This is a genomic window from Sphingorhabdus profundilacus (genome assembly GCF_009769755.1).
Classification (GTDB): Bacteria; Pseudomonadota; Alphaproteobacteria; order Sphingomonadales; family Sphingomonadaceae; genus Sphingorhabdus_B; species Sphingorhabdus_B profundilacus.
This window is the reverse complement of sequence record NZ_SDWJ01000001.1, coordinates 1,410,583-1,433,600: the sequence shown is the minus strand read 5'-3', so window position 1 is coordinate 1,433,600 and position 23,018 is coordinate 1,410,583. Positions and strand designations below refer to the sequence as shown.

Annotated in this window: 23 protein-coding genes; 12 read left to right on the top strand and 11 right to left on the bottom strand. The window is 54.5% G+C overall.

Annotated elements, in window-relative coordinates:
• Window positions 1–12: 12 nt before the first annotated feature.
• Window positions 13–3,603 (top strand): ABC transporter permease/M1 family aminopeptidase, encoded by a 3,591-nt coding sequence (locus tag EUU23_RS06650; protein WP_160353259.1) that lies wholly within the window; start codon window positions 13–15, stop codon window positions 3,601–3,603.
• A 42-nt stretch (window positions 3,604–3,645) separates the two neighbouring features.
• Here EUU23_RS06650 and EUU23_RS06645 read toward each other — a convergent pair whose 3' ends face one another.
• Window positions 3,646–4,308: a GcrA family cell cycle regulator gene (locus EUU23_RS06645; RefSeq protein WP_160353258.1), complete on the bottom strand. Its 663-nt coding sequence runs from the start codon at window positions 4,306–4,308 to the stop codon at window positions 3,646–3,648.
• A gap of 93 nt (window positions 4,309–4,401) precedes the next feature.
• Here EUU23_RS06645 and EUU23_RS06640 point away from each other — a divergent pair, with 93 nt between their 5' ends.
• Both EUU23_RS06640 and EUU23_RS06635 read left to right on the top strand, forming a co-directional pair.
• On the top strand, window positions 4,402–5,259 hold the full coding sequence (locus tag EUU23_RS06640; RefSeq protein WP_160353257.1) for an ABC transporter permease: 858 nt from the start codon (window positions 4,402–4,404) through the stop codon (window positions 5,257–5,259).
• A 78-nt stretch (window positions 5,260–5,337) separates the two neighbouring features.
• Complete coding sequence (locus EUU23_RS06635; RefSeq protein WP_160353256.1) at window positions 5,338–5,601, top strand: hypothetical protein; 264 nt, start codon at window positions 5,338–5,340, stop codon at window positions 5,599–5,601.
• Here EUU23_RS06635 and EUU23_RS06630 read toward each other — a convergent pair.
• Window positions 5,546–5,968 carry a DUF2147 domain-containing protein gene (locus tag EUU23_RS06630; RefSeq protein WP_160353255.1) on the bottom strand — a complete coding sequence of 141 codons (423 nt, stop codon included), beginning with the start codon at window positions 5,966–5,968 and terminating at the stop codon, window positions 5,546–5,548. The two genes, EUU23_RS06635 and EUU23_RS06630, sit on opposite strands and share 56 nt — an antisense overlap.
• Window positions 5,969–6,062: 94 nt before the next feature.
• On the opposite strand from EUU23_RS06630, the gene maiA reads away from it, so the two are divergent.
• The 6 genes from maiA (at window position 6,063) to EUU23_RS06600 (ending at window position 12,066) form a co-directional block, all read left to right on the top strand.
• Window positions 6,063–6,698 (top strand): maleylacetoacetate isomerase, encoded by a 636-nt coding sequence (maiA, locus tag EUU23_RS06625; RefSeq protein ID WP_160353254.1) that lies wholly within the window; start codon window positions 6,063–6,065, stop codon window positions 6,696–6,698.
• 8 nt (window positions 6,699–6,706) lie between these two features.
• Window positions 6,707–8,815, top strand: coding sequence for a TonB-dependent receptor (locus EUU23_RS06620; protein ID WP_160353253.1), 2,109 nt, complete (start codon window positions 6,707–6,709; stop codon window positions 8,813–8,815).
• Window positions 8,815–9,267: a MarR family winged helix-turn-helix transcriptional regulator gene (locus tag EUU23_RS06615; RefSeq protein WP_160353252.1), complete on the top strand. Its 453-nt coding sequence runs from the start codon at window positions 8,815–8,817 to the stop codon at window positions 9,265–9,267. Before EUU23_RS06620 ends, EUU23_RS06615 begins: the two co-directional genes overlap by 1 nt.
• A gap of 82 nt (window positions 9,268–9,349) precedes the next feature.
• Window positions 9,350–10,444 carry a 4-hydroxyphenylpyruvate dioxygenase gene (gene hppD / locus EUU23_RS06610; RefSeq protein WP_160353251.1) on the top strand — a complete coding sequence of 365 codons (1,095 nt, stop codon included), beginning with the start codon at window positions 9,350–9,352 and terminating at the stop codon, window positions 10,442–10,444.
• Window positions 10,441–10,989 (top strand): VOC family protein, encoded by a 549-nt coding sequence (locus tag EUU23_RS06605; protein WP_160353250.1) that lies wholly within the window; start codon window positions 10,441–10,443, stop codon window positions 10,987–10,989. The genes hppD and EUU23_RS06605 overlap by 4 nt, the downstream gene beginning before the upstream one ends.
• A 69-nt stretch (window positions 10,990–11,058) precedes the next feature.
• On the top strand, window positions 11,059–12,066 hold the full coding sequence (locus EUU23_RS06600) for a fumarylacetoacetate hydrolase family protein (RefSeq protein WP_160353249.1): 1,008 nt from the start codon (window positions 11,059–11,061) through the stop codon (window positions 12,064–12,066).
• Between the two features lie 52 nt (window positions 12,067–12,118).
• On the opposite strand, the gene EUU23_RS06595 is transcribed toward EUU23_RS06600, so the two are convergent.
• The 7 genes from EUU23_RS06595 to EUU23_RS06565 all read right to left on the bottom strand — a co-directional run bounded on the left by EUU23_RS06595 (window position 12,119) and on the right by EUU23_RS06565 (window position 19,123).
• Window positions 12,119–13,114, bottom strand: a complete 996-nt coding sequence (locus tag EUU23_RS06595; RefSeq protein ID WP_160353248.1) for a type II secretion system F family protein — start codon at window positions 13,112–13,114, stop codon at window positions 12,119–12,121.
• Between the two features lie 21 nt (window positions 13,115–13,135).
• Window positions 13,136–14,101 carry a type II secretion system F family protein gene (locus EUU23_RS06590; RefSeq protein ID WP_160353247.1) on the bottom strand — a complete coding sequence of 322 codons (966 nt, stop codon included), beginning with the start codon at window positions 14,099–14,101 and terminating at the stop codon, window positions 13,136–13,138.
• 67 nt (window positions 14,102–14,168) lie between these two features.
• Window positions 14,169–15,425 carry a P-loop NTPase family protein gene (locus EUU23_RS06585; protein WP_160353246.1) on the bottom strand — a complete coding sequence of 419 codons (1,257 nt, stop codon included), beginning with the start codon at window positions 15,423–15,425 and terminating at the stop codon, window positions 14,169–14,171.
• A complete protein-coding gene (locus EUU23_RS06580; protein WP_160353245.1) occupies window positions 15,425–16,030 on the bottom strand; it encodes a CpaD family pilus assembly protein in 606 nt (201 codons plus the stop codon). Before EUU23_RS06580 ends, EUU23_RS06585 begins: the two co-directional genes overlap by 1 nt.
• A gap of 21 nt (window positions 16,031–16,051) precedes the next feature.
• A complete protein-coding gene (locus EUU23_RS06575) occupies window positions 16,052–17,554 on the bottom strand; it encodes a type II and III secretion system protein family protein (protein ID WP_160353244.1) in 1,503 nt (500 codons plus the stop codon).
• Window position 17,555: 1 nt separating this feature from the next.
• Window positions 17,556–18,605 (bottom strand): Flp pilus assembly protein CpaB, encoded by a 1,050-nt coding sequence (gene cpaB, locus EUU23_RS06570; protein WP_160353243.1) that lies wholly within the window; start codon window positions 18,603–18,605, stop codon window positions 17,556–17,558.
• Window positions 18,606–18,649: 44 nt separating this feature from the next.
• Complete coding sequence (locus EUU23_RS06565) at window positions 18,650–19,123, bottom strand: A24 family peptidase (protein WP_160353242.1); 474 nt, start codon at window positions 19,121–19,123, stop codon at window positions 18,650–18,652.
• 40 nt (window positions 19,124–19,163) lie between these two features.
• Here EUU23_RS06565 and EUU23_RS06560 point away from each other — a divergent pair, with 40 nt between their 5' ends.
• The 3 genes from EUU23_RS06560 (at window position 19,164) to EUU23_RS06550 (ending at window position 21,535) form a co-directional block, all read left to right on the top strand.
• Complete coding sequence (locus EUU23_RS06560) at window positions 19,164–20,120, top strand: alpha/beta fold hydrolase (protein ID WP_160353241.1); 957 nt, start codon at window positions 19,164–19,166, stop codon at window positions 20,118–20,120.
• Window positions 20,117–21,226, top strand: coding sequence for an NAD(P)/FAD-dependent oxidoreductase (locus EUU23_RS06555; RefSeq protein ID WP_160353240.1), 1,110 nt, complete (start codon window positions 20,117–20,119; stop codon window positions 21,224–21,226). Before EUU23_RS06560 ends, EUU23_RS06555 begins: the two co-directional genes overlap by 4 nt.
• A 132-nt stretch (window positions 21,227–21,358) precedes the next feature.
• The gene (locus EUU23_RS06550; protein WP_160353239.1) at window positions 21,359–21,535 is read left to right on the top strand and encodes a YegP family protein; all 177 of its coding nucleotides are present in this window, start codon (window positions 21,359–21,361) and stop codon (window positions 21,533–21,535) included.
• Between the two features lie 62 nt (window positions 21,536–21,597).
• Here the strand turns inward: EUU23_RS06550 and rnhA are convergent, their stop codons facing one another.
• Both rnhA and thrB read right to left on the bottom strand, forming a co-directional pair.
• Entirely contained in the window at window positions 21,598–22,038 is a 441-nt protein-coding gene (gene rnhA / locus EUU23_RS06545; protein WP_160353238.1) for a ribonuclease HI, read from the bottom strand.
• Between the two features lie 13 nt (window positions 22,039–22,051).
• Window positions 22,052–23,017: a homoserine kinase gene (thrB, locus tag EUU23_RS06540; protein WP_160353237.1), complete on the bottom strand. Its 966-nt coding sequence runs from the start codon at window positions 23,015–23,017 to the stop codon at window positions 22,052–22,054.
• Window position 23,018 lies beyond the last annotated feature (1 nt).

The window sequence follows — 23,018 nt, the reverse complement described above, 5'->3', positions numbered from 1 at the left end:
GGAGGAGCGACCATGCTGTTTGACGTCGCGCGCTTTGAACTGCGCTATCAACTTCGCAATCCGGTGTTCTGGGTTTCGCTGCTGCTGTTTTTTCTTCTGGGCTTTGGTGTCACCGCCAGTGAAAATGTCAGCATTGGCACACCCGGGACTGTGCATGAAAATGCCCCCCATGCAATCGCATCGATGATGGCCCTGACGTCGCTTTTTTATCTGTTCGTGATCACATCCTTTGTCGCCAACGCGGTTGTCCGCGACGATTCCAGCGGGTTTGGCCCGATTATAAAAGCGACAGCCATTGGCAAAACCAACTATGTTCTGGGGCGCTATATTGGCGGTCTGGCCGTTGCGCTGCTGGGATATTTTGCCGTTCCCGTGGGGATGCTGGTCGGTGTGTCCATGCCATGGGTCGACCCTGAAACCGTTGGGCCGAATAATCCTGCTTATTATCTTTGGCCTTATCTGATCCTGGCGGTTCCGAATATTTTCCTGATGTGCAGCCTGCTGTTCGGTCTCGCGACGATCACGCGGTCGATGCTGTGGAGTTACATCGGCGTCGTATTGTTCTTCATGGGCTATTTGATCGTGACAACGATATTGGGATCAAAAGTCGAATATCAGGATTTGCTCGCGCGGTTCGAACCCTTGGGTTTCGGGGCGTTGGGTGAGGCAACCCGCTATTGGACGGCGGCGGATATGAATACAAAATTGCTGCCGTTCAGTGAACAGCTGTTGTTCAACAGAGTGCTGGTGCTGCTTGTTTCTGCCGTTCTGCTGGCGGTAACCTATTGGCGCTTTTCAATGGAAGAACGCGCGCCGTCCAAACGGAAACTGAAAAAGCTGGCGCGGCAGAAAATGGGCGACAGCGATGACGGCGTCCAGATGATCGCAATGCCAGTATTGTCCCAGACATTTGGCAGTTTCACGACCCGGACGCAGTTTTTGGTCCGGCTCAAATTGGAAATTCTTCAGGTCCTGCAAAGCCCCGGCCTAATTGTTTTGATGTTGATTGCACTGATCAACACAATGGCTGGATTATGGCTAACCCAGACTGCCTATGGCACGCCCTCCTATCCGGTTGGGGCCGATATCATCACCAATATCATCAACGGGTTTTCGATATTCCTGCTGATCATCGCGGTGTTTTACGGCGGTGAATTGGTATGGCGTGAACGGGATGTCAAAATCAATGAAATCATTGATTCCACTCCGGCGGCCAATTGGGTCATTACCATCCCTAAAGTGCTGGCCATTCTGGTAATTTTATTGAGCATCAATGCCGTTGCCATGGGCACAGGATTGATATTCCAACTCATCAAGGGCGCGGCGGAATTCGGCTTTGCGAACTATCTGTTCTGGTTCGTCCTGCCAACGACCGCAGAAATGCTGATGGTCGCGATATTGGCTGTGTTTCTGCAAGCCGTCAGTCCGAACAAATATGTGGGCTGGGGTTTGTTTCTGCTGTGGTTCATATCCGGCATTTTTTTAAGGAATATGGGGTATACCAACGCCCTTTATATCTATGGTGCAAACCCGCTGACGCCGCTGAGCGATATGAACGGCGATGGTGGTTTTGGCTATGGTGCGTGGATATTGCGCGGATATTGGCTGGCATTTGGCGTGATCTTGCTGGTGATCGCGCATCTGGTGTGGCCTCGTGGCACCGACACACGTTGGCGCAGCCGTGTCAGAAGGGTTCAGCCAGGCTTGCGCGGCGTGCCCCTGGCCCTGATCGGCGTCAGCATCGCCGCCATGACTGTGACCGGCGTCTATGCCTGGCAGAATTTCAAGGTGCTCAACCGCTACGAAACCAGTGACGAGGCGGAGGCATTTCAAGCGGATTATGAGAAGAAATATCTAAAATATGAAAACCTGCTGCGGCCGGTGGTAAAATCGGTCAAGCTCGACGCAATTATCTTCCCCAAGGACCGGCGGATGGAGGTGACCGGAAGCTATGCTATGCGGAATGAAACGGGCAAACCGATAACCGAGGTTCATATCCGTCAGGGTGATCGAGATGTGGTTTATCCTAAACTTGCGCTCGCAGGTGCCAAATTGGTGCAGGACGACAAGAAATTTGGATACCGCATCTTCCGGTTCGACCAACCGTTACAGCCCGGTGCGGAAACCCGGCTCGATTTCCAGTCCCGCATACATCATCGCGGGTTTCGAAATGGTGCACCGGCGACATCGGTCAATCTGAACGGGACATTCGTCAATAATTTCGAATTCGCACCGATTGTCGGCATGAATCGTCAAGGGGTGTTGCAAGATCGAACCCAGCGACGGCGGCAGGGGCTGCCTGCCGAGCTACGGATGGCAAAGCTTGAGAATATGTCGGCGACGCGGGAAAATTATGTCCGCACCGACTGGGTCTTGTCCGACATCACTGTCACCACCGACGCCGATCAGGTGCCGATTGCTCCGGGTCGAAAGGTATCAGATGAAAGTAAAAACGGACGCCGGACAGCCCATTTTGTCAGCTCGGCGCCCATTCACAATTTCCTGTCGATCCAGTCGGCTCGTTACAAGTTAACCGAGAAAAATCATAAGGGCGTGTTGCTGTCCATATATCACGACCCGCGTCATGAATGGAATGTGCCCAAAATGATCAGGGCGTTGGAGGCAGGGCTGGATTATTATCAGGCCAATTTTGGTCCATATCAATTTGACCATGCCCGCATCATTGAGTTTCCGGGATATCAGAGCTTCGCGCAGGCTTTTGCCGGGACGATGCCCTATTCCGAAAGCGTGGGTTTTGCCGCCGATGTGACGGACCCCGATGCCATAGACTATGTAACCTATATTACCGCGCACGAACTGGCGCACCAATATTGGGCGCATCAGGTGGTCGGTGCCGATATGCAAGGGCAGACCGTGACCAGCGAAACGCTGGCCCAATATTCTGCCTTGATGGTCATGAAAAAAATCTATGGACCGGACAAGATCCGCCGGTTCCTGAAATATGAACTCGACCAATATCTGGGGGGACGCAAAGGTGATGCGATCGGTGAACAGCCCCTGTACCGCGTAGAAAATCAGCCCTATATCCACTATCGCAAGGGGTCGCTGGTTTTCTATCTTTTGCAGGAAAGACTGGGTGAAGACGCGGTAAACCGGGCACTCAGCCGTTTCATCCGGACGTGGAAATTCAAGCCTGCACCATTCCACCGGTCTGTCGACCTGATTTCCGAATTGCGAAAGGAAGCGACAACAGCCGAGCAGCAGGCGTTGATTACCGACCTGTTCGAACGCATCACAATTTATGATTTGAAAGCCAAGCAAGCCAAGGCAGTAAAAGGTCGTGATGGCCTTTGGACGACCACAGTCATGTTGGAAGCCGATAAATTTTATGCAGACAGCAAAGGCAAAGAAAAACCGGCCAGACTTGACGAGAATATCGAAATCGGATTGTTTGGCGCCCGGCCCGGAATAGGGGCCTTTGGTGCGAAAGACGTGATCTCGATTGATCGGACGCCAGTCAAAGGTGGCAAGCAACAGATCGTCATCAAGTCCAAGCGCAAACCGGCCTTTGCGGGCATCGATCCCTACAACTTCTACATTGACCGCAATTCCGACGACAATGTGATTGATGTCACAAGCTGAATCAAAAAGGGCGGCCCTTGCAGGTCGCCCTTTATGGTCTGGTTAGCGAACCCGCGGGCCGCCAAATGGCATGGGCGGCGGGGGACGACGGACACCGCGGGGTAACTGCGCCTGATAAGCGCGGCCGCAATGTTCGACGCAGTAAGGAAAGCCCGGGTTCACAGCGTCACCACAAAAATGGAAGTCCGCTTCGCCGGGATGGCCCATGGGCCAACGGCACACGCGTTCATTCAGATCGAGCAAGGACGTCTTGTTCGCCATTTCCGGGCTGGGTTTTGCAGGGACAAGGCGCCGTGGTGGTGCAGGCGGGATAGGGGCCTGTTGATCGCCGGGGCCTTGACGCATGAAACCGCCCGGTCCGATCGAAACGATGCGGGGCATCGGCGATGCTGTCCGCTCCGCTGGCGCTTCACCAGAGGCTGGAGCTGCATCTGCCGATCGCGCGGCCGGTGCTGCGGCTGCAACTCTTGGCTTGGCAGGCGCTATCGCGATGGGTTTTACCTGCGTCGCCTTTTTTGGCGCTGCTTTTTTCTCAGGCTCATTGGCCTTTACAGGGGAAGGGCGCGATTTCAGGCCCAGCCGGTGGGCCTTGCCAATCACCGCGTTACGCGACACACCGCCCAGCTCTTCGGCGATCTGACTCGCGGTCAGACCCTTTTCCCAAAGGGTTTTCAATTGATCGATCCGCTGGTCAGTCCAGGACATATGTTTCTTTTCCCAAATTCAATTACGCCGCGCCGCCGTTGGCGCGCAATTGCGCCTTGCGGTCGAAGCTGCAAGCCGATAGTCGATTGCGCGATGAGTATCCACCAAAAAACCGCACATGGCCCAGATAGGGATTCGACACCAATCGTTCAACTGCCCGATGGGGTCAGGCACATCCGCCATGTCAATTGGATCGGTCTGAACACGCTCTATATGAAAGAGGTGCGGCGGTTTTTCAAGGTTCAGCTCCAGACAATCTGGGCACCGGCGATTACGACGCTGCTCTATCTTATCATTTTTACGGTCGCGTTGGGGACAGTCAAACCGACGGTGCTTGGCGTTTCTTTCGCCGATTTCATCGCACCTGGCCTGATAATCATGGGCATGATGCAAAACGCATTTGCCAATTCCAGCTTTTCCCTGCTTGTCGGCAAGATACAGGGCACCATTGTCGATTATCTGATGCCGCCGCTTTCCAACGCAGAGGTGCTTACCGCATTGACCGCAGCGGCCGTGACGCGGGCATTCATGGTGGGCGGGACGATCTGGCTGGCGATGGCATTCTGGCCCAATGTCAATGTCATTCCGCTCCATTTCTGGGCTGTTTTGTGGTTCGGATTGATGGGGTCAATGATGCTCGCTTTGATTGGCGTTATGACGTCAATCTGGGCGGAGAAATTTGATCATGCCGCTGCGGTTTCAAATTTTGTCGTGGCGCCAGCGGCTTTGCTGTCGGGTACATTTTATTCGGTAGACAAACTCGCCCCGACTTTTCAGGCGATCAGCCATGCCAACCCGTTTTTCTACGTCATATCGGGCTTTCGGTACGGCTTTATCGGCAGCGCCGACAGTCCGGTGCAATTTGGCGCGTTGTTGTTGCTTACGATCAATATTGTGCTGGCAGCCATCTGTTACGCGCTGCTGCGATCAGGCTGGAAATTGCGCGCATAAATAGAGATGTCCAAAACGGACACAAAGCTAAAATAGCTAAAGTTGGGGCCGTTTAATCTCCTAACGGGAGAAGGCTTTATGACCTTGGTTGCCTTGGCCAAGCTGCAACATCGCTGTGAACGACTAACTGCCGTTCTGGCAATTGGGACCTCCACCGAAATTGCTGCGGCGCGGGAATTGCTGCGGCAATCTTTGGTGGAGCTCTATAAGCTGGGCTATTGGCGCAAAGAGCCTGACCAGTTCAAAAACCATATGCGACTGTTCCGCAAGGTTGCGGATCTACCATTTAACGCGCAGGAGCCCAGGACTGTGCCTGACAGAATGGTCCGATACAGCCCTTGACAACCAGATTGCCCGACTTGCCTTTGTAAATTACTGACCGATAGGTTTTGCCCGACTTGGGGTCGTAAATCTGTCCCTTCCATTCATTTCCGGCTTCTTTGAAACCAGTCAGAATATCCATCCCCAGCAATGTCCGGCCACGCAGCGTCTTGTTCGGATTGTTAATGTCTTTCTGGCCAATCCCGTTGGGTGGTGGCACCAGAAATTTGGCGAGCTTTCCGCAAATCGTTGCCCCGCATTCGTAGATTTCAACCACACCATCTTTGCTTTGGGTCACCCAGCGTCCCGTAACCGGCGCGGCGGCATGGGCCGATGCGGACAATAAGCCCAGGGCAATACAGGCAGTGGATAATTTTCTATAAAACATACGTGCTCCTCAATTTCTCTTTACCGTTCATAGCGTACAATCATATTGCCGCAATGTTTTTGCCTTTTTGTGGCGGCATGCTAACCCGACCGACATGAACGAAATCCTGCTTTTTGACTATTGGCGCTCTTCGGCCAGCTATCGTGTTCGCATCGCTCTCAACCTAAAGGGTGTGACCTACCAAAGTGTTCCAACGAGTCTGATAGAAGGGCAGCATAAGTCTGCTGATTATGTCGCCCGCAACCCGCAGGGTTTTGTGCCGATGCTGTCGATTGACGGGCATGACCTGATCCAAAGCCTTGCGATTATCGATTATCTCGACGCGAACTATCCTGATCCGGCAATGGTGTCATCAAACCCTGTGGATCGCGCGAAAACCTTGGCGCAGGCCCTTTTGATTGCCGCCGATATCCATCCGATCAACAATCTGCGTGTGCTGAAATATCTGAAAGACCAAATGGGACAGGATCAGAATGCCATCGACAATTGGTACCGCCACTGGATAATCGAAGGCTTTACAGCTTTGGAAGCCATGGCTCCAGCGGACGGCCTGTTCGGCGGCGACTTGCCTAATCTGGCGGATGTCTGTCTGGTGCCGCAAATGGCAAATGCCAGACGGTTTGAAACGCCATTGGCGGCATTTCCGAAACTGGTCCGGATCGATGCTGTTTTGACCGACCTGCCAGCGTTCAAAGCAGCACACCCTGATGTGGTAAATCCTGAAGCATGAAAGCTGCGATGTTAACCGCAGTACCACTGCTGATAATAGCTGCGCCGGTGGTGGCGCAAGATTGCGAATGGCCCGTGCGCGATCCGGATGATCAGGCAACCTATGGCTGTGTCCGCCGCTTTGACGATTATCCAGTGAAAATAAATCAAAAGGACATTGTCGTCACCGGGGCTTTGGCGGAAACAAAAAGCGACAGCAGTTACCCGATATCTCAGATAACATTAGGCGGGAATATCACCCGCATTGAAAATGCATTGGCCCAAGCAGCAGGATTGCAGCAATTCCGGCGTTCCGATGCACGCTCGGCCAATCCAACAAGCCAGGGCATCACATTGCGAGGGCTGGGCGGCAATGCGTCGTCGCGGGCGCAACTCTTGCTGGATGATGTCCCGCAGGCTGATCCATTTGGCGGCTGGATTAGCTGGCCTGGGTATGACACCTTGCAGCTTGCCTCAGTACGCATCAGGCGCGGCGCAGGTCAGGTGGCGGCCGGAACAGGCGCGCTTGCGGGTGTGGTCGAACTGGATAGCCTGCAAAACATGGATCGGATTACAGGCGCTGCTTATTTTGGCAGCCGGAACAGCGCCGATGCCAAGGCAGCCATCTTGCAAAGCCTGGGCGCTGGCAGCATCTCGGTATCAGGCAGTTTCACGCGCGGTGACGGCTTCATCCCGATCAAGGAAGGTCAACGCGGCGCTGTTGATCGTCCGGCGGCCTATGAACAGGGGGGTATCGCCATTCGGGCGGTTGCGCCCTTGTCCGCGAACACCGAATTACAGGCCAATATGCGCGCCTTTACTGATGATCGGGACCGTGGCTTTGATTTTTCGGACAATCAGAATAGCGGCGTCGATGCCAGCTTGCGGGTGGTCAATCGCACGCCAGGCGGCTGGCAATGGAGTGCGCTTGGCTATGTGCAGGTACGGCAGTTTGCCAACCGTTTCGGCGCGATTGGCGCGGGCCGAAATTCGGTTAGTCTGACGCTCGACCAGTTTTCGGTGCCATCGACCGGGCTTGGTACAAGGATTGAAGTCCGTCCCCCGCTTGGCGATTCCGCCGAACTGCGCGTGGGTGCCGATTGGCGGCGGACAGTAGGTGAAACCAATGAGAATTTCTTTTTCACAGGCCTGACACCCGGCCGAAATCGTCGTGCCGGGGGGGGCAGCGACACCGTTGGTCTGTTCACCGAGGCCAGCCTTGATCTGACCGATATGCTCACCTTGACCGCAGGCGCGCGTGCAGACCATTGGCGTATCGCGGACGGTTTTAGGAAAGAAGTGAATATTGGCGGCTCTGTTCGGTCGGACGATAGATTTTCGGACCGGTCCGGCTGGGAAGGCACAGGCCGCGCCGGCATTGTTTGGCGCAGTACCGATATCTTCAAGGTTCGCGGCGCAGCCTATCTTGCATGGCGATTGCCAACCCTGAACGAGTTATACCGGCCATTTCGTGTGGGGGCCGATGCGACTGCGGCAAATGAACTGCTTGCACCAGAACGCCTGAGGGGCGCGGAGATAGGCGCAGACTTTGAAAAAGGCGGCGTCACCTTAAGTGGTACGATTTTTGCGAACAGACTTAACAATGCCATTGCCAATGTCGGGTTGAGCAACGGGCCTGGCAATTTTCCCGGCGTCGGCTTTGTCGGTGCAGGTGGCGTGTTTCGTCAGCGCCGCAATCTCGACGCTATCGACAGTAAGGGGTTGGAAATCGAGGCGGCCTACACCGTCAATCTATTTTGGGTTCGGGCAAGCTATGCGTTTGTTGACGCGCAGGTCAAGGCGTCCGGAAATGCTGCTCTCCTTGACGGACTGCGCCCCGCTCAGGTGCCGCGGCATTTTGCAAATCTTGGCATTGGTTATGACGGGGCTAAGGTGCGGGCCGATTTGTCCGGTCGCTTTGTCAGCGGCCAGTTTGAAGATGACGTTAACAGCCGCCATTTGGGCGGTGCGTTCACGATTGATGGCGGGCTTCATTATCGGCTTGGTACGAAAATCGAGCTTGAACTGCGGGGCGAAAATCTGTTCGATGCTCAGGTGGATGCCGCAATCGCTGCCGATGGCGTGATTGAAAGGGCGATGCCACGGACAATTTGGGTTGGGATTGCACTGGATTTCTGATGGCACCGACAAAGCAGCAACTGAAACTGGCTGAATTCCTGCCCTATCAATTGTCGATCACATCGAACGCAATCAGTGATCTTATCGCCCGTGCCTATCGCGGGCGTTTTGCCCTGAAAATACCCGAATGGCGCTTGATGGCGGTATTGGGCGAACGGGTGTCGGCCACTCAGCGCGAATTATGCGAGGCAACTGCAATGGACAAGGTGACCGTAAACCGCGCAACAAAGGCATTGGAAGATCGCGGACTAATCGGCCGTGCCCCGAATGCCGCAGACGGAAGGTCGCATCATTTGGCGCTAACCGGTACCGGCCGCGAACTATATGATCAGATCGTCCCGCTCGCTTTGTCAGTCGAGGCGGAGCTTGAGAAAATACTCGGCAGCGGGCAAGCGCAGGCGTTGGAAAATATGCTGGCCCTGTTGCGGGCGCGGGTTGCCGAACTGGGCTGAATCCGCTTGTGCGAATTAGTTTCATTTGATACCAAAATTCCATTGCAAGCCTTGCTGCCCCTTTCGATAACCGGAGCGACCCATGACCGACCTGTTTGAAAATCCCCTTGGCCTAGATGGCTTTGAATTTGTGGAATTTTCCGCGCCCGAAAAAGGCGTGTTGGAACCAGTTTTTCAAGGTATGGGATTTTCGCATATCGCGTCGCACCGGTCCAAGGATGTCCAGCTCTGGCGTCAGGGGGAGATTAACCTGATCGCCAATTATGAACCGCGCAGCCCCGCTGCCTTCTTTGCTGCCGAGCACGGCGCATCGGCTTGCGGCATGGCTTTTCGCGTCAAAGATGCCGCCAAAGCTTATGCCGAGGCGCTTGCACGCGGTGCGGAACCGGTTGAAAGCAAGACAGGTGTGATGGAGTTACGCATACCGGCGATCAAAGGCATAGGCGGCGCATTCATTTATCTGGTGGACCGCTACGCGACATTGGAAAATCCGGAGGCGCTATCGATTTATGATATAGATTTTGAATATTTGCCTGGGATACTGCGTAACCCTGTGGGGGCAGGGTTCCAGAAAATCGACCATCTAACGCATAATGTCTATGGTGGACGCATGGCCCATTGGTCCGCCTGGTATGAACGCATCTTCAACTTTCGCGAGATCCGCTATTTCGACATCAAGGGCGAATATACCGGCTTGACCAGTCGTGCGATGACCGCCCCCGATGGCAAGATCCGCATTCCCCTGAACGAAGAAGGCAAGGCCGGCGGCGGGCAGATAGAGGAATATCTGCGCGCCTATAATGGCGAAGGTATCCAGCATATCGCGCTGATTTGTGACGATCTGATCGGCTGCTGGGATAATCTGCAAAAGCTGGGTGTGCCGTTCATGACCGCGCCGCCCGAAACCTATTACAAGATGTTGGACGAACGCCTGCCGGGGCATGGGCAACCCGCCGATGCTTTGCAAAAGCGCGGCATATTGCTCGATGGTACAACCGAGGGCGGGCAGCCGCGCCTGTTGCTGCAGATTTTCGCGCAGCCGCAAATTGGTCCGGTCTTCTTTGAATTTATCCAGCGCCGCGGCGATGAAGGGTTCGGCGAGGGTAATTTCAAGGCGTTGTTTGAAAGCATTGAACGCGATCAAATCGACAGAGGTGTCTTGGAGGCGTCGCAATGACAATACCATTTAAATCGGAACGCATTCACCACGTCGCCTATCGGTGCAAGGACGCCAAAACGACCGTCGAGTGGTATGAACGGGTGATGGGATTTACCTACACCAACGCCTTTGCCGAAGATTATGTGCCCTCTACCGGGGCCTATGATCCTTATATGCACATCTTCCTTGATTGTGGTGGCGGCAATGTCCTTGCTTTTTTCGAATTGCCCAATCAGCCTGAAATGGGCCGTGACACGCAAACACCCGAATGGGTTCAGCATCTGGCGTTCAAGGTCGCCGACTTTGACATGTTGAAAGCCGCAAAGTCCCATATCGAGGCCGAGGGCGTTGACGTGCTCGGGCCAACCTATCACGGCATATTTCGGTCGATCTACTTTTTCGACCCCAATGGTCACCGGTTGGAACTGGCCTGTGACATAGGCACAGATGATCAATATGCCGAATTGAAATCGGTGGCCCCCATCATGTTGGAAGAATGGGACCGCACGAAAAAAGCCCCCAAACATGCCGATTGGCTCCACATCGAACCGGGGGGTGAATGAAAAGCTCCACCAAATGGTTGCCGCATCGGTAAACTGCAGGCATCATGGGAAAAACAGGAGAGGGTGTATATGAAACTCGCATCGTTAAAATCGGGCCGTGACGGCAAATTGGTCGTCGTTTCAAATGACCTCGCCTGGTACGCCGATGCCGGACATATAGCGCCCACATTGCAGTCGGCATTGGACGATTGGGACAGAACTGCCCCCCGGTTGCAAGCGTTGGCAACCGATCTGGAACATGCCGCAATACCGCGCGAACGCTTTCACGAACATGATGCCGCCGCGCCTTTACCGCGCGCTTTCCAGTGGGCCGATGGCTCTGCATATGTCAACCATGTGGAACTGGTGCGAAAGGCAAGGGGGGCAGAATTGCCCGCCAGTTTCTGGCATGATCCGTTGATGTATCAGGGCGGATCGGACGAATTTCTGGGCGCACGCGACGATATATCACTCGCCAATGAAGAATGGGGTTGCGATCTGGAGGCGGAAATTGTGGTCGTAACCGGCGATGTACCGCGCGGCGTTTCGGCGCAAGATGCGCTGTCCTATGTCCGTCTTGTCGGGTTGGTCAATGACGTCAGCTTGCGGAACCTGATCCCTGCGGAGTTGGAAAAAGGCTTTGGCTTTGTCCAGTCCAAGCCGGCCAGCGCACTGTCACCTGTGTTCGTCACACCTGATAGCCTCGGGGATTTCTGGCGCGATGGAAAGCTGCATCGTACCTTGATGGTCGATCTAAATGGCGCGCCTTTTGGCCGTGCGGTGGCGTCGGATGATTGCACATTTGATTTCGGTATATTGATCGCACATCTTGCGAAAACCCGCAATCTGGGTGCAGGTTCCATAATCGGGTCGGGTACAGTGTCCAATCGTGATGCCGACGGCGGGCCAGGTAAACCCGTCGCGCAAGGGGGGCTAGGCTATAATTGTATCGCCGAAGTGCGAATGGTTGAGAAAATCCAGACAGGCGAAATGACGACGCCATTTTTGAAGGACGGCGATACTGTCCGGATCGAGGTTCGCGACGACGCCGGGCACAGTATTTTTGGGGCCATCGAACAGGTTGTGCGTTTGCAATAAAATGGCGGAGCTTAGGCTCGGGACAGTCCCCCTTTTTTGAACCCCCGCTTCTCTATTTCTTGGCGAATGCGTCGCCGATCGAACAGGCTGCTGGTCCCAGAATGACGATGAACAATACCGGGAGGATGAACAGGATCAACGGTATCGTCATGATCGCAGGCAAGCGCGCGGCTTTTTCCTCGGCGCGCATCATGCGTTCGTTCCGGAATTCTGCGGAGAGAACCCGAAGTGCAGAGGCGAGCGGTGTCCCGTATTTCTCGGTCTGGATCATGGTCGTGACAACGCCCTTGATCGAGTCCAGATTGACGCGAAACGCCAGATTTTCAAAAGCCATGCGACGTTCTGTCAGGAAACCCAGTTCGATCGCCGTCAGGGCAAATTCGTCACCCAATTCGGGATAACCGCGACCCAGCTCCTTGGCCACGCGATTGAACGATGTGTCCACGGTCAAACCTGCTTCTGCACAAATGACGAGAAGGTCGAGTGCGTCGGGCAGGCCTTTGCGGATTGCATCGGTGCGCTTTTGGATGAGGTTGCTGAGGTAAATATCCGCGGCCTTATATCCCAAAATCGTCAGGATTGCGAATGCGGCAAAGCGCTTGAACGTGCTGAAGTCCGCCATCCCGCCGAGGCCATATATCCAAAGTGCAGCGCCGCCTCCAAAGATAACGGGAAGGACCAGGCGGCTGAAAATAACTGTTACCGCGAGTTCTTTGCGGCGGATACCGGCCTGCGCCAGTTTCTGCTGCACAATCTTGATTTGGTCTTCCTGCAAAACCTGAAGCTTTGACAGCATCTGGCGCATCTTGTCCGTTGTCTCGGTTTTCCGGACCAGTTTTGCGCGTTTTTTGGATGTCGTGGCGGTAATACCGGCCTTCAGCTGTTCGCGCCGGTCACTCAGCGCCTTGACCCGTTTTGACATGGGGTCGCGAACGGTGACCGCTGCATAAATTGCAAAAATTACGGAAACGGCGGCAACGGCCGACAAGATCGTTGCCACCCACAAGACATCGATGCCTAAAAGTTGAGGTCCACCCGGATTGGTCATGTCTTTATCCCGCCCCCAACATTAAATTTCGAAATTGACCATTTTGGCCATGATAAAGGCGCCAATCGACATCCATACGATGCCAATAATCCCTGCGATCATCAGCCTTGGTTCGAAAAAGAAACCAGCCAGATATTTCTGGTTCACTGACCAGACCATGCCGAACACGAAAAATGGCAAGGATCCGACGATATAGGCCGAAGCCTTGGATTCCGAGGACATTGCGCGAATTTTCAGCTTCATTTGTCCGCGTTTACGCAAAACATCTGCCAGGTTTGAAAGCGTCTCGGCAAGGTTACCGCCTGTTTCGCGTTGTATCGCAAGCGTAATCACGAAGAATTGGAATTCCGGGGTTCCCATGCGGTCGGCAGTTTCCTGCAACGCATCTTCCATGGTTTTCCCGATCCGGATCTTTTCATTGACCATCTTGAATTCTTCACCGACGGGGCCGGGAATTTCCTTTGCAACCATGCCCAGCGTTTCGCCCACGGGCAGACCCGATTTCAGGCCGCGCACCAGCAATTCGATGGCATCGGGGAAATTGTTCGTAAACTGCTTGATCCGCTTGGCGATCAGAAAATTGATCACGAAATGGGGCAGCCCCGCACCAAGCATGAGGCCGCCGAAAAGCGAGAGATATAAAGGCGCACCCTTGATCCACAGCGCGACCATGACCAGCGCTGTAATACTGGCTGATGCTGACAGATATTGCTGAAATGTCCAGTTTTTCCCGGTTTGTGCCAAACGCAGTCTTAAACGATCGGCTCGGCTGATGTTGCGTCCATCGGTAAAGATCATCGGACGGCGTGCGGCCAACGCCTTACGCATTTGCTGTTCGACGCGCGCGTCGGCGCTGTCGGAATGTCGCATCTTGACCGCGCCCAAGCGACGCGAAGTGGCTTTGCCGATATTCGGGCCCATAAAAGCGACAGCAATCAGGACCAGAACCAGTATGAAACCTGTAGCAAGTATAAGATTTTGCATCATTGTTTGCTCAGCCCGAGGGTGTCAGCGGGCATGGCATCAAAATGGGATACCACGCACCGCATGAGATTTATTTCTTTTTCAACAGCGATTTAAAGCCCGACATGACAGACTTTTTGGTTTTGTCGGCTTGCGGAGCAGCTTCGGCCACTTCGGCGGCGCTCCCCGCGATCATATCGGCCAATGTGATGATGCCGGTCGACAGTTTGCTGCCCCGAACGGCTTGCACAATGGGTTGGCCAACCTTGGCAGCTTGCGCCGTAGCCTTGGGGTCCGAAGGCAGTAAAAGATCGATTTTGCGTTCGATCGTGCTTTCGAAATCCTTGCGGCTGATTTCCAGCGCGGCAGCTTGCACATTATTGGCGACAATTATCGTTTTACAATGCGGTGCATTTTGTTTGAGCCAGGCCAGAACGCGAATGGTGTCGCGCGCAGCCGCCAAAGTCAGCTCGGTCGTTACAACCGCCATATTCACATCCTGCATCAGATGCGGGTAAGCGATCAACATGCTGCGTGGCATGTCGATGACTGTATTTTCAAAAGCAGCGCGGAATTCTTCCTGCAATTGATAAAACGCGCTTCCATCGGTCAGTACCGGGCTGCTCATCGGGGCTTCTGCCGACAGAATGGAAAGCTTGTCATTGGCCTTGATCATTGCCCGTTCGATGAAAAGTCCATCGATGCGGCTGGGATTGTCGATGGCATCGGTCAGGCCGCGACCTGGTTCGAGGTCCATCGCCAGGGCGCCTGTACCAAAATGCACATCAAGGTCGAGAAATCCCGTTGGATGACCTTGTGTCTGCGAAAAAGTCCACGCCAGCGAAGCGGCGACCGTTGACGCACCACATCCGCCCCGTGTTCCTATAACTGCGGTGGAAACATGCGGACGATCAGCCGAATTTTCTTCAATCTTCGGTGCGTTGAGGATGGTCTGTGCGTTTGCAAATGCGTCGCGCAATGCATCAGGGCTAAGGGGTTTCAGCAGATAGTCCTGAAGCCCCGACATCAGCAAATCGCGATAGAGACGGACATCATTGACCTGTCCAACCGCAATCACAATCGTGCCCGGCTCGCAAACTTCGGCAAGGCTGTTGATGTCGGAAATTGGGTCACCTGATTCCGATAAGTCAACCAGCAGGATTTGCGGACTGGCAGATACCGAGAGCGACTGTATCGCGTTGCGGAGCCCGCCCTTATAGGCTTTATCCTGGCTCCAGCCCATTTCTTCACATACGCCGCGGATGACGTCCAAAGTAAGGTCGTCGCAGACATAAGCGTTGATCGGGTCACGCGTGCCGGCAACGCCGGATTTCCAAGGAGCGTTCATTAGTTGCCTCCGGTTTTGGCGCGGTAGGTATCGACCGCTCTTTTGCCGCTATTGGTATCAAGCCGCTTGTTTTCCTGTCCGCGCACCAGATCCTCTGGATTGGCGATCATTGCGGCAAGGTTGCTGTTGACCGAACAGCCGTGGTTGCTGTGGTTGCTGGCGTTGTAATTGCGGTCATGATCCGTAGTGAAATCGGGGCACGTCGGCACCGATGCTTTCGAACGGGTCACAATCACGCGCATCATGCCAGGTGCAACCTGACCTGCTGTAACCGGTGCAACTTCGTCAAGCAGGACGCCTCGTTCCGCAGCAACTCTCGACACTGCCTTGGTCACTGATTGGTTGGCATAGGACGAACCAAAGTCCACCGATACACGGTCGCCATAACCCAGTCGTAACGCATCAAACCATTCGCCCAGGCGGGTCTGTTCGGCAGAGGAAACACCGCTGCCGTCGCTGTTGAGATCAATGGCAAAATTGGTCCGCTCGACCACCGGCTGGTGGATTGAATACATCGAAGTATTGGACGTTCCCAGCGAGCCAGCAGCGCATCCAGCCAATGTCATACTGGCTGCAACTGCGGTCAGGAATTTCATGTTACGCATAGTCATTCTCCTGAACTGGGATCAATTGTCGAAGCTGAAACCGGGGCCTGAAACCGCAGCTTGAGCTGTTGCTTTGTCATTTTTTTGCGGCAATGCAGGCGCTGCATCGCTGACCGAACCCATTTCCGGGCCGCCGGCAGGTGCAGGGGCAATGGTCGGCATAGGCCGGTTCTTGTCGCCATTCTTGTCGAGTACTTTGCCCAATAGAATACGCTCGGCGTCGTTTGTTGAATGGATACCGTCGGTGGGCAGCTTGATCTCGCTGTCAGAGACAGGTTTGACCAGATAAGGTGTAATGACGATCATCAGCTCGGTCTCGTTGCGACGCCAGCCATTGGATTTGAACAAGGCCCCCAAGACAGGAATGTCACCAACACCGGGCGTTTTGTCGACTGAACTGTTCAACTGGTTGCTTAACAATCCTGCGATCATCATGCTTTGGCCCGACCCCAGCTCGACCGTCGTTTCGGCCATGCGGGTGGTTGTTGCCGGGACTTCAAGTCCACCGACGCGCACTGCACCTTGCGAGGAAATATCCGACACTTCCGAGCGGACACGCAGGGAAATGCGGCCATCGGCCAACACAATCGGCGTGTAGGTCAGGCTGACGCCATAGGACTGATATTGCACCGAAACACCGTTGTCGCTTGATGTCACGACGGGGAATGTGCCGCCCGCCAGAAACTCGGCGGTTTCGCCTGAAACCGTCGTCAGGTTCGGGTTGGCAAGCGTCGAAATCAGGCCTGCACGTTCGGACAGGTCAAACGCAGCTTCGACATCGATGCCGAACAGTTTGCCGATACCAGCAATTGTGGTTGTACTTTCAGGGAATGTAACGGTCGACCCGGTCGTAAAATCGCGGCCTCGGCCAAGTCCAAAGAAATAGGGATCACCCGAACCGTTGGTTCCGCTTTTCCCGCTTTGCAAATTGCCGGAGATTTCTTTCGACAATGATCGGCTGACTTCGGCAACACGAACCTGCAAATTGATTTGCAATGGCGTCGCTGTTTTGATGCGATTGACGATCTTTGCCTGACCGCTGCTGAATGTCGAAACCAGATCGGCGGCATCAGACGCTTCTTCGGGTTGCTTCACGGTTCCGGTTAAAATGATCACGCCGTTCATCGTTGTAACTTTGATGTCGGCGTCCGGCATTGCGACGGCCAACATCTGGTCTATCGAGTCCAGATTGGCGCCAACGCGGACGGTCGCGGAATAGACCGTCCGACCAGCGGCATCGGTTGCGACAATGCTGGTTTCGCCTGGCCCCTTTGCCAGAATGTAAATCTGGCGACCCGATTTGACCTCGACATCGGCAACACTCGGGTTGGCAACGACAACATCAGTGATCGTAGAGGGCAGGTTGATTTGTTGACCCCGGCCAATTGCGAGCGTGACCAACTTTGCGTCTTTCGCCGATTGAGCGTGGGCAACGCCGGGCATTGCAACCAGTGCAGTGGTTCCCAGGGCCGCGGTCAGCACGGTTGCTGCAAAGCCAGATTTGATTTTTGATATCATTTTCATCTTACTGTCTCCGGCTTACGTCAACAACGGTTTCGGCACCTGCGCGCGATACGCGCACCGTCTGCGAGCTGACGACTTTCTGGACCTGCCTTTGGATACGGACATTTTCCGAGGCAATTGCCAGCGGCGTTTGGGCAGGGATGCTGCTGCGCTGGAAACGCGATACATCACCACCGGTGGTATAAGTGCTCTTTCCCGAAATCGGGCGCTGTGCGACCTTCTTCATGATGGCATCTTCCTGTTCGGCAGTTGCGCCTTCAGGAATGCTTACTTCGCCAGAGGCCAAGGCCTGTTCCAGCTCGGCTGCGTTGTCGGCAAGCGAACGGAGCGAGAGGCTGATCGTACCCAGCGATTGAGCTACGGTGATACGTTCTGCAATGGAAGGCGTCGCTTCCATCGTGACAAGCTTATATTTGCGAACCACGGTGTTGCCTGCTTCATCGACGGCATTGGTGGAGCGTTGGTCCGTTGCCAGAACGCGCATGTTACGCAAAATTGTTTCGGAAACTTTGAGCGGAGGTCCGCCGGGGCCAGCGATGTTCTGGGTCAGGACAAGATCCACGCGGTCACCGGGGAACACAAAGCCAGCGACGCCGGTCAGTGCTGACACCGGAACAGTAACAGCACGCATGCCTGGTCCAAGGGCAGCGGCAAGAAAGCCTCGGTCGCCCGGTTTGACCAGTGAACCCTTGGTAATCGGTTGCCCAGCGGTGATTGAGTTGCGAACAACGGTACCGACAAGTTCATCGGCCGAGATACCGGCATTGGCCGTCGCACCATCTGGAGCTTCGCCGCCACCGGGTGTTTCAATGAAATAGGCATCTTCGACCAGTTCTTTTGGCCAAGGCTGATACCGGAAACTATCGGCGGTGATGATTGTACCCACGGGCAATGCCTTGGTGGCGACCATCACCTTGGGGCCGGTTTCGACCGGTTTGGCCGCTGCCGCTGTCGGCGCTGCCGCTCCGGTAAACATGCTGCGCGCCAAAAAGGCGGTAATGGCTGCTATGAAAAGCGCGGCCACCAGCAATATGACTTTTTTCCTATCCATGACGAACTGTCCCCTGAAAGGTCCCCTGTTTGAAGAATGCTATTTCACGTAAAATGGTTAAAAATCCGTTCACCGGCTATCCATAGGCCGGCAAGGGCGATGGCAACGCCATATGGCACGCGAACACGGCCATCTTTTTGTTTTAATTTATGAATTATGACAAAAACAATGGTTACTGCGGCTCCGAGTATCGAAGCATAAAGAACCATGCGGACGACATCGACCCAAGGCCACCACAATGCTAAAGCCCCGAAAAGCTTGACATCTCCGCCCCCCATTGCACCAAAACGAAAGGCAATCGCAAAGAAGACGAAAACAATCGTCGCCGTCAGCAGATGTACCCCGATAGCCAGCGGCGTAAATGACCCCGTAGCATACCAAAAGGCGGGTGCGGCACATGCTATTGCCAATGTTATCTTGTTGAAAATAAGCCGATATCGAACATCGGTATATATCGAGGCGATCAGCGCAATTGCCAATCCCCCCAGGAGTGCGTAAGCGAGTATTTCACTTGTCATTCGCCGAGCATTAACCATCAAAGCTTGCTAAAAGGTAACCATGCACGCCCAGAAAATTGAAATAAACCGACGCGCGATACCGTCCGATGCAACCGAGAGCATGTGGCAAGCTGCGGACGGTTGGCCGATCCGCCGGATAGATTGGCAAGGTGCAACACAGCCGCGCGGGTCAATGCTGTTTTTGCCTGGTCGCGGCGATCATTATGAAAAATATCTCGAAACCCTTGCCTTTTACGCTGCTTTGGGTTGGCGGGTGACATCGATCGATTGGCGCGGGCAAGGCCTGTCGGGCCGATTGCTTGAAGATCCGCAAGTTGGGCATATTGACGATTTTTCCACCTGGATTTCGGACCTTCGCTATTTCTGGAAAAGCTGGAAGGCGACGACGCCTGGCCCGCATGTCGTGCTCGCGCATAGCATGGGCGGCCATTTGGCGATGCGCGCTCTGGTCGAAGGCGCGTTCGACCCAGATGCTGTGGCGTTAAGTGCGCCGATGCTTGGCATACAAACAGGCGGTTTACCACTCTGGTTGAACCACGCCTTTGCCAAACTGATGTGCAAAATCGGCCGGGAGGATTTGCCGGCGTGGAAAGTCAGCGAAAAGCCGCTGTCGTCTATGAATGTGCGTGGCAATATTTTGACCGGCGATAAGGACCGGTATGAAGATGAATTGGCATGGTGGGCATTGCGACCCGAGGTCAAATTGGGGCCGCCAAGCTGGCACTGGATCGAAAGGGCGATTGCGTCCATCCGGCTATTGGATGAACCGGGTAAACTTGAAGCAGTCAAAACTCCGATTCTGTTAATGGCAACGACGGCCGACCAATTGGTCAGCACGCCCCGGGTTATCAAAGACAGCAAGCGGCTGCCGCATTCGGAAACTCTGATATTCGGGAAAGAAGCAGCGCATGAACTGTTGCGCGAAGTCGACGCGGTGCGTGATCAATGCCTTGATCGGATCACTCTTTTCATGGACCAATATGCACCGCAGAAATGAGCGACTTTGATATAGCCATCATTGGAGCAGGTATCGCGGGCGCAAGTCTTGCCGCCGAACTATCCGCTTTGAAATCTGTTCTGCTGATTGAAGCAGAGGCGCAGCCGGGATATCATTCGACCGGCCGCTCTGCCGCATTTTGGGATGAAAGCTATGGCGGGCCTTCCGTTCAGCCGCTTACGACGGCGTCAGGCCCTTTTTTGGCAAATCCCGCTGCTGATTTTCATGACGGCCCGCTGATGCACGCGCGTGGCGCGCTGCATTTAGGGAAATCGGAGCACCATATGCTTGCCGACGCTCTATTGTCCGACTTTGCCAGCAGTGGTGTCCGGTTTGAGCGGCTCGACCGCGCGGGTATTGAGCACCATGTCCCCGGATTATTGCCGGGTTGGAATTCGGGCCTTTGGGAACCAGATTGCTGCGACATTGATGTTGGCGGTTTGCATGGCGCGTATCTGCGTCAGGCCAAGAGGCAAGGTGTCAGGCTGCAATGTAATGCGCGCGTGCAATCGGTGCAGTGGAAAGCCGGGCGTTGGCACGTGTCGGCTGCGGGCGTGGATTGGACGGCGGATATGGTCGTAAATGCAGGGGGCGCTTGGGCCGATGAAGTGGCCGAACTCGCGCAAGTCCGGCCACTCGGCATTCAGCCTTATCGGCGCACAATTGCCCAATTGTCGGTATCGCCCGCGGCCCCGGCCAATTTGCCGTTGGTGATCGGGCTTGACGGCAGTTTCTATTTCAAGCCCGATAGTGGCGGGACATTGTGGTTAAGCCCCCATGACGAAACACCGACGGCAGCGTGCGACGCTGCGCCAGAGGAAATCGACGTGGCGCTTGCCATCGACCGTTTGCAACAGGTGGTTGATTGGGACATTCGCCGGGTTGAACATAAATGGGCAGGATTGCGAAGTTTCGCGCCTGATCGCAAACCGGTCATCGGGCCGGATCCACAAAATGCATCGTTTTTCTGGCTGGCGGGGCAGGGTGGTTTTGGCATCCAGACCGCCCCTGCGGCTGCCAAACTTGCTGCATCGATGATCGTCGATACAGTAGCCCCACCAGCCGGGGTTCACGCGATCGACTATCTGCCGGACCGTTTACACTGATTTACTTGGCATTTGCCCGGTCATTGTTATTGCTATCAAGTTCTCGGGTCAAAAGAGGTTGATATAGCCGTAAAATTGAAACGGACCCGGGATATCCAAGCTTCGATTTGGCTGCTCAAGAGGAGAAGACCCATGGCGCATTATTTTGAAATCAAAAAGAATAAAAAAGGCGAGCATGTCGCCTATTTCAAATATAATAATGAATCGATTTTCTGGACCGAGGGCTATTCAAGCAAGGCCGGTGCTAAAAACGCCATCGAGTCTATTTTGAAAAATGGTCCTGGCGCGGAAGTACGGGACGCAGAATAGGTCTCCATCCTGGATTCGATTTTGATCGCACCTGACGCCCGTCTGGCAAAAGGGGCTTCGATCTATGACTTGCGCGCAGCCTCGGCGGCATCGCTGGCGAGGCGATCGGCCCGTTCATTTTCGGGGTGACCGTCATGACCTTTCACCCAGATCCATTCGATTTCATGTTTTGCCACGGCTTCGATCAGGTCGTGCCATAAATCAGCATTGCGGACAGGCTGTTTAGACGCGTTTTTCCAGCCATTGCGTTGCCAGCCGTGAACCCATTTCGTGATCCCGTCGAGGACATATTTGCTGTCCGTGTGCATTCTGACATGGCACGGCTCGATCAGGATATTGAGCGCCTGAATAGCGGCCCACATTTCCATACGATTATTGGTCGTATCAGGATCGCCACCTGAAATTTCCTTTTCCCGTGTGCCATAACGGACGATTGCGCCCCAGCCGCCGGGCCCCGGATTGCCCTTGCATGCCCCGTCGGTAAAAATTTCTACCTGCTTCAATTGCGGATCCCCATCATCCTAAAATGGCTGATATATTGTCTTTATCGCTGTAAAAATCGAGTCTGCGTAAAAATGCCAACGGGTCTTTGCGTGTAACCAGTGCGTTGGCTGGCGTGTTTATCCAATCGTAACAGCGTGTCAGCAAGAAGCGCAAGCATGCGCCGCGCAAAAACAGAGGGAGCGCGTCCCTCGTTGGCACATCTATGGCAAAATGCCGATTATAGCCTGCCAGTAAAGCTGCACTCAGGTCAGGGTGGAAAGTCGACCCGTCAGGTGCAAAGCACCAAGCGCTATGCGTTACCGCCAGATCAAATCCGCAGAAATCGGTACACGCAAAATAGAAGTCAATCAGTCCTGTAACCTGGTTGCCCAGCATCAATACATTGTCCGGAAACAAATCCGCATGGATCGCACCCATTGGTAGGTCTTTGGGCCAATGAAGCTCCAAAAAGTCGCACTCGGCCTCAATGCGCTGCGCCAGTCCCTGATATATGTTTTCAAGCCCCGATGTGGTGCATTGCCGGGCCAAGCTGCGCCAGACTGATATGCCGAGGCTGTTGGGCCGTTGCGGCTGGAAATCGGCAAGTGCGGCGTGCATCTGGCCCAAGGCGGCGCCCGTCGCTTCGGCCTGTAACCGATTGGGTTGGGTGACGGATACGCCGTGCAGAAATTCGATGAGACAGGCAGGTCGCCCGGCGATTTCCTGTAACCAGCGCCCGTCACGATCCGCGATAAAGCGCGGAACTTTGCACCCTGCCTCATGCAGATGTTTCAACAAGGCATAGAAAAAAGGAAGATCGGCCGGATCGACCCGGTTTTCGTATAGAGTCAAAATGAAACGGTTTTTGGTTGTTTCCAGATAATAGTTACTGTTTTCAACACCTTCAGCGATTCCCTTTAAAGCGATCAGATCACCGACATCATATTGGGAAAGAAAAAGCGAAACCTGTTCCGGCCCCAAATGCGTATAAACCGCCAAC